This window comes from Deltaproteobacteria bacterium GWA2_45_12 (assembly GCA_001797365.1).
In the GTDB taxonomy this organism is placed as follows: Bacteria; UBA10199; UBA10199; order UBA10199; family UBA10199; genus UBA10199.
In genome coordinates, this window is sequence record MGPH01000060.1 from 38,891 (window position 1) to 44,890 (window position 6,000).

Genomic DNA, 6,000 nt, shown 5'->3' on the forward strand with positions numbered 1-6,000 from the left:
AATGGAGTGGTCCCCGAGCGGAGTCGAGGGGTCGAGGGGCGGCTCTAGCAGGATTGATCCAGCATTTTCATCACATTCTTCATACGATTAAGGGAAGTCACCCATGTCATCAGGGCGACAAGAAAAAGGGGGAGAACATACAATGCTTCCGTTGTTAACAAGGGAAAATAGTGGGAAAGCATCCAAGAAAAAACAGGCGAAAAAACGGCCCCCACTCCCAAATAAACGATACGTTCCGGTCGCTGCATCGAACCACCATTGTAACGTGCGTTCATTTCATCTCCTTTGGCCTTGGTATAACTAACCATAAACGATCCCAACAAGGCCATCACGGCAATCCATAAAACAAGGCTTTCACGATAATAAAAAATGAGCCCGGCAAAAACAGCCCCTTCGGAAACGCGATCCATGATCGAATCAAAATAGGCTCCCGATTTTGTTTCCTTGTTGGTTAGCCTGGCCACTTTTCCGTCAAACATGTCAAAGGAGGCGCCCCAAATCATGCACCAGCCTCCCAAACCAAAATGCCCCAAAGAAAAAAAGAGGCCCGACAAAACACCAATAAAAGTACCCAGACAGGTGATTTGGTTGGGAGTAATGTGAAAACGGATAAAAAAACGAATGATGGGATCGGTAAGCCAAAACCAGTATTCACGCATCCAGCGATTCAAAAACTTGGAAGCGTGACGTTCCTGAATTTCTTGGGTGACTCCCTTTTTGCGATAAATGGGGCGAAACGCCAAAACGGTGCAAAGCATGAAAGCATTAAACACAAAAAGGGGAATCAAGGATATCCATGGTGAATTCCAATTCATATCAAACTTCAAAAGATACAACAGATTGAGCCTGGCTTAGTTGGTAAGGAACATCGCTCATCTTTGCATCTTTGGCTGCTGCTGCGGCGTTATATTGGGGTTTATGGAACCACATACCAGCTACAAACATAAGAAGCCATGTATCTTTTTTGCGTTCGTGCCCCTGGCCATCATTCCCTCCAAAGGATCCCCCACTCTGCTTGTCAAATTTTTGCATGAGGTGATATTTTCATTCATGATTTTCTATCCCCCTCTTCCCCATACTTTTTTGCCAATTGGGCATAATGAGCCGCCGATAAGCGTAGAAATTTTTTTTCAGCCGCTGTTAGAGGCCGGGTTACTTTGGCAGGCGAGCCCCATGCCAAATGCCCCCTGGGAATAATTGTTCCCGGGGTCACAAGACTTCCCGCACCGATCATGCATTCTTCCTCAATGACAGCACCGTCTAAAATAATGCTTCCAATGCCGATAAGGCATCTGTCCTTAATGGTGCAACCATGCAAAACCACCCGATGACCCACAGTAACTTCATCCCCGATAACCGTGGGGGCAGGCTTGGGGGCATCCCGATTGGTCACATGCACCATACATAAATCCTGAATGTTTGTTTTTTTGCCAATGCGGATTGTATTGACGTCCCCCCGCACCACCGTTTGAAACCAGATAGAAGAGCCCTCCCCTATTTCAACATCGCCAATCACACAGGCTTGGGGAGCCACAAAACAAGAGGCATGAATTTTGGGTTGAATAGAATCAAAAGAAAAGAGACTCATAGCCAAGATGGAAATCATAAAAAACCCGGGGAAGCAAACACAAAATACGATTTTTTATGTTTTAAGAGCGGACACACGCTGAACATGCTTACGATAAAGGAGTCTTCCTCCAACAATAGCTATTATTCCTCCACCAATATCGGCCAGCCAATCCCAAAAAGAAACTTCACGCCCGGGCACAAAAGATTGGTGGTATTCATCTCCAAGAGCCAACACTCCTATGAGCAAGAGCGTATAAAGCCAGGAACGTTTCGACCAATGATGATAATAGCGTTCCCAGATCACCGAACGCATGACAAACAAGCCGAGCATGCCAAACTCAAAAAAGTGCAGCAGTTTATCAAAACCTTCAAAAAGGTGGGGTATGTTTAAAGATTCGGGAGGTTGGCTTGATAAATAAAAAATGAGCCCATAAAAACAAACCACAGGGGCCCACAAAAGAATGATATTCTGTCGTAAAAAATAACGAAAGTGACGCATCACATTTTGTATTTTCCAAAATCTTCAGGGGCCAGACTTTCCAGAATTTCCGTCCATTTTTGTTCTTTTACTTTTCCCTCATCCATTTCTTTTGAAAGATCGATGCGACGGGATTTTTCCATGACTGTTTTGTTCACAAAAATGGGGGCTCGTGTCCTTAAAGCCATGGCAATGGCATCGGAGGGGCGGCTATCGATGACAAAACTGTGTGTGGCATGTGAAAGATAGATTTGTGCAAAAAACGTATTGTCGGCCAAATCAACAATTTCGATCTTGTCAACATGGGCCTCAAGCTCGGCTAAAATATGGCACATCAGATCGTGGGTCATGGGGCGTGAAAGCTGAACTTTTTCAAGCTCGGTGGCAATGGCGGAGGCTTCAATAAGACCGACCCAAATGGGAAGAGCCATTGTTTCCTGCTCGTCTTTAAGAATGATGATGGGCATGTTGGTAAACGGGTCGATGGTCAGCCCCGTTACCTTCATTTTGATAAGTTCCATGATCTAACTCTCCTAAAAGTGAATGCGGGTTTGTGTGGTTGATGACAACCTGCCTTAAATTCCCAATCAAATGATCCGCATTTTTAATCAAAGATAAATCATTCGTTTTAAAATGAACAATTTTGTTTGTGGGAGTTCTCCCCATCCATGCCTGACCAAGCACATCCCACGTTTCCACAAGCACTTCCTGTCTTGTTCCCAAAAACCGGATATTATTTTCTCGCGAAACTTGGCGTTGCTTTTCCAAAAGAAGGTTTAAACGCCTGTTTTTTTCTTCTGTAGAGATATCATCCCCAAGTTTGATAGCACTTGTATAAGGCCTTGGCGAGTAAACAAATGAATAACTCAAATCAAAACCGGCTTCTTCAACTAGCGAAAGGGTTTGTTTGAAATCATCTTCCGTTTCACCAGGAAACCCGACAATAATATCTGTCGTCAGTGAAATGCCTGGCCGGACCTTTTTTAATTTTGAAACGATTTCCAAATACTGTCCGCGTGTGTATTGGCGGCCCATGGCTTCCAAAATCTTGGTGGAGCCTGATTGCACGGGCAAATGGAAGTGGGGACACAAATTGGGAAGGCTTGCAAATTTTTCAATAAGGTCATCCCCCACATCCTTGGGATGGGATGTGGTAAACCGCAAGCGTTCGATTTTGGTTTGCGTGGCGATTTTTTCCAAAAGACCGGAAAATTTCAATTCATCCGTATCTTTAATCCCATATGAATTCACGTTTTGTCCAAGAAGGGTCACTTCCCTTACTCCCATATCAACCAGCATGCTCACTTCACGAAGAATCTCATCACTGGGGCGCGAAACTTCGCGCCCACGCACATAGGGGACAATGCAAAAGGCGCACACATTATCACACCCTTTTTGAATGTTGACAAAAGCACGGACGCGGTTTTCATCTTCGGCAACCAGATTCACAAAATCAAAATCCTTGCGCGTGTGCAAACGGGTATTCATCAGATGAGCCGGAAAGAGGCTTCCTTTTTTAAGGCGCACTTCTTCTAACATGCTTGGCAAGCTTGAAATGGCATCGGGACCAAAAACCAGATCGAGATAAGGAAACCGCTTAAACAAATTCCCCTTTTCCTGTTGAGCCACACAGCCTGAAAGCCCCACGACTAATTGGGGGTTATTTTCAATATAGGGTTTTAGTTTCCCCAACTCACTATAAACCTTGTGGACTGACTTTTCGCGAATGCTGCAGGTGACAAACAGAATAAAATCAGCTTGAAGGGGGTCTTCGGTTTTTCCATATCCCAAACGGGACAAAATCCCCCCCATTTGAAGCGAATCTTGCTCGTTCATTTGGCAGCCGTATGTTTTGATGAAAGCTTTCATAAATGAGTCGCTAGTAGACCCCGAATTACTAGCGACTAGCAACTAAATGAAGGGATAATCAAGAAAGAAAATAGGAAACAGCTAGACGGTTTCGTCTACTTTAAGGTTCCCCACAATACGTTCAACTTCCTGCCCCATGTCCACCTCCCCCATGACATCATTAAAACCATCATCCGAAAAATATTCTTCGGCGCGCTGTTGAAAACGACCTGCATGACGAAGGTCGTGCTTGATGGTTTCAACATAATTGTCGGGGTGTTTCTTCATGATGAAATCGATATATTTGTTCAAACTTTGGGCGGCCTTCTTCTTTTGTTTTTCGCGGATTTTACGGCAGTTTTTAAGATAGTGAAGACGGCAATACCCCATGGTGGTTTGCTCGTTTTTGCAGGCATCTTCTTTACAAAGCTTAATGGCGCGTTTTGTCATGCAGAAGGTATTGAAAAGCCCTTAAATTATAAGGGCTTAAACTTAGGACTCTTTTTGTTGTAAAGAAGAAGGTAAAAAATGTCAAGAAAGGATCACAAAAAATCTCTTTTTTAAGCAAGCTTGGTTTGACGTTCCAGCCTCGATGGATCTTCTAATACGTCTGAATTGTACATGAGTGTTGAAGCGCTTGCGGGCCCTTTGCCTTTTTTCTCTCTATCAACACCTTCTGGTTCGGCTTTTATTGCAACAGGGCCATTGGCTCCTTCTGGAGTTTTTCGATTCGCTTGAGCTTCTGCAAGAATATTTGGTTGAGGCACTGGATCCGGTTTTTTAGCTTCTTTAATACCCCCTGCGGCTCCACTGGCGATGGCACTTGCCCCACTGGCTGTATCCCCGGCAAAAATTTCAATAAGACCGGAAACCACACCGACCACCGCACCCGCAATGGGGTTAATAGCTGTAGCGATCGTAGCACCGGCCTCCGTCGCATGACGGTTATTCGCCGCTTCTTGCTCATTTTTAGCAACTTGGGCTGCCGCCTTTTTATTCTGTTCATCAATCCATGCCTGCTCATTAAAATCCGGCTGAGCGGGTTGATTTTGATTGGATGCTCCGGGTACTGTTACTGGCATAAAATATCTCCTTCCACAGATATTATCGGGAAACAAACCGCCCAGAGTTGCTTTTTGTTTACTTATTTTTTATTTAATAATTTCAAACGGTTAGAAACGATAAATTGGGGGGCGGACACCCAAACTCGTCTTACCCACATATCAAACCAATTTTTTCCAGGAATTCATATCCAGTTTAGACTCAATATTCGTTCCTTCAGGCAATGGATCCATGAGCTGAACAAAGGCTGTGGAATTTTCTAAATTACGTGGAAAAACAGCCAAGCATTTCTTTCCTCCCTGAACGGATAGATAAAGAACACCTTGAATGCCAGCATTTTCTACAATTTGACCAAGAATTTGGGAATTTGCTGGAATATCATATTGCATTGGGAAAATGCGCCAATTTGGCTCCAATAAACTCTTCTTTAGTTCCGAAAGATTTTTGATTGTCCTGGGCTTCTGCAGCTTCAAAATCTTTGCCGTTGTCTCTACGTACTTGGGAAATTTAATTTTCTTAATCAGTTCAAAATAGTCTCGCAAGTTTTCCATGTGTGTCAAATCCAGAACCATCTCCAATTGCCCTTGTACCCGCACAAGGCTGTAGGAATCTGGGTTAGTCAAACTGAAATCTAAAGCATCCAATCCTTTTTGCTGTGGCTTTTTCCCAAAAACTTCTTTTAATGCGGTCTCCGCATCTTCTCCTAGATACAACGCCGGAAAAGCTGGAAAACGGTTTGGGTCTATATCCCCAATATTGAATCGACCTCCCGCATCAGTCAAAGTACTCCCTTCGGCAGAAAGGGGTTTAAGCGCCCAACGATACTTTACAACTCGGCTCCAATTATCGAATTTGAAATTGAGGGAGGACCTCTTTCTTAGAGAATCCTTTAGTTGGTCCAGAATCAACTTTCTTGAAAACGCAAGGCTGAAATAATGTAGGTGCCAATACTCTAGGAGCCTGTCGGGGAAACATTTTTAGTAATTCATGATCGGCAACAGCCCCGGTTTTTGATATAAGGAGGCATGAAAACATTTAAACCG

General features: G+C 44.0%; 9 protein-coding genes. All 9 read right to left on the reverse strand.

Annotated features, from left to right (window positions below; all coding sequences use genetic code 11):
- Positions 1-44: 44 nt before the first annotated feature.
- Complete coding sequence (locus A2048_00765; GenBank protein ID OGP07685.1) at positions 45-815, reverse strand: hypothetical protein; 771 nt, start codon at positions 813-815, stop codon at positions 45-47.
- Position 816: 1 nt separating this feature from the next.
- A complete protein-coding gene (locus A2048_00770; GenBank protein ID OGP07686.1) occupies positions 817-1,032 on the reverse strand; it encodes a hypothetical protein in 216 nt (71 codons plus the stop codon).
- Between the two features lie 16 nt (positions 1,033-1,048).
- Positions 1,049-1,588, reverse strand: coding sequence for a gamma carbonic anhydrase family protein (locus A2048_00775; protein OGP07694.1), 540 nt, complete (start codon positions 1,586-1,588; stop codon positions 1,049-1,051).
- A 54-nt stretch (positions 1,589-1,642) separates the two neighbouring features.
- Positions 1,643-2,068 (reverse strand): hypothetical protein, encoded by a 426-nt coding sequence (locus tag A2048_00780; protein OGP07687.1) that lies wholly within the window; start codon positions 2,066-2,068, stop codon positions 1,643-1,645.
- Positions 2,068-2,568 (reverse strand): hypothetical protein, encoded by a 501-nt coding sequence (locus A2048_00785; protein OGP07688.1) that lies wholly within the window; start codon positions 2,566-2,568, stop codon positions 2,068-2,070. The genes A2048_00780 and A2048_00785 overlap by 1 nt, the downstream gene beginning before the upstream one ends.
- Entirely contained in the window at positions 2,495-3,916 is a 1,422-nt protein-coding gene (locus A2048_00790; protein ID OGP07689.1) for a tRNA (N6-isopentenyl adenosine(37)-C2)-methylthiotransferase MiaB, read from the reverse strand. Before A2048_00790 ends, A2048_00785 begins: the two co-directional genes overlap by 74 nt.
- An 81-nt stretch (positions 3,917-3,997) precedes the next feature.
- Entirely contained in the window at positions 3,998-4,345 is a 348-nt protein-coding gene (locus A2048_00795) for a hypothetical protein (GenBank protein OGP07690.1), read from the reverse strand.
- A 110-nt stretch (positions 4,346-4,455) separates the two neighbouring features.
- A complete protein-coding gene (locus A2048_00800; protein OGP07691.1) occupies positions 4,456-4,977 on the reverse strand; it encodes a hypothetical protein in 522 nt (173 codons plus the stop codon).
- Positions 4,978-5,118: 141 nt separating this feature from the next.
- The gene (locus A2048_00805) at positions 5,119-5,865 is read right to left on the reverse strand and encodes a hypothetical protein (protein OGP07692.1); all 747 of its coding nucleotides are present in this window, start codon (positions 5,863-5,865) and stop codon (positions 5,119-5,121) included.
- Positions 5,866-6,000 lie beyond the last annotated feature (135 nt).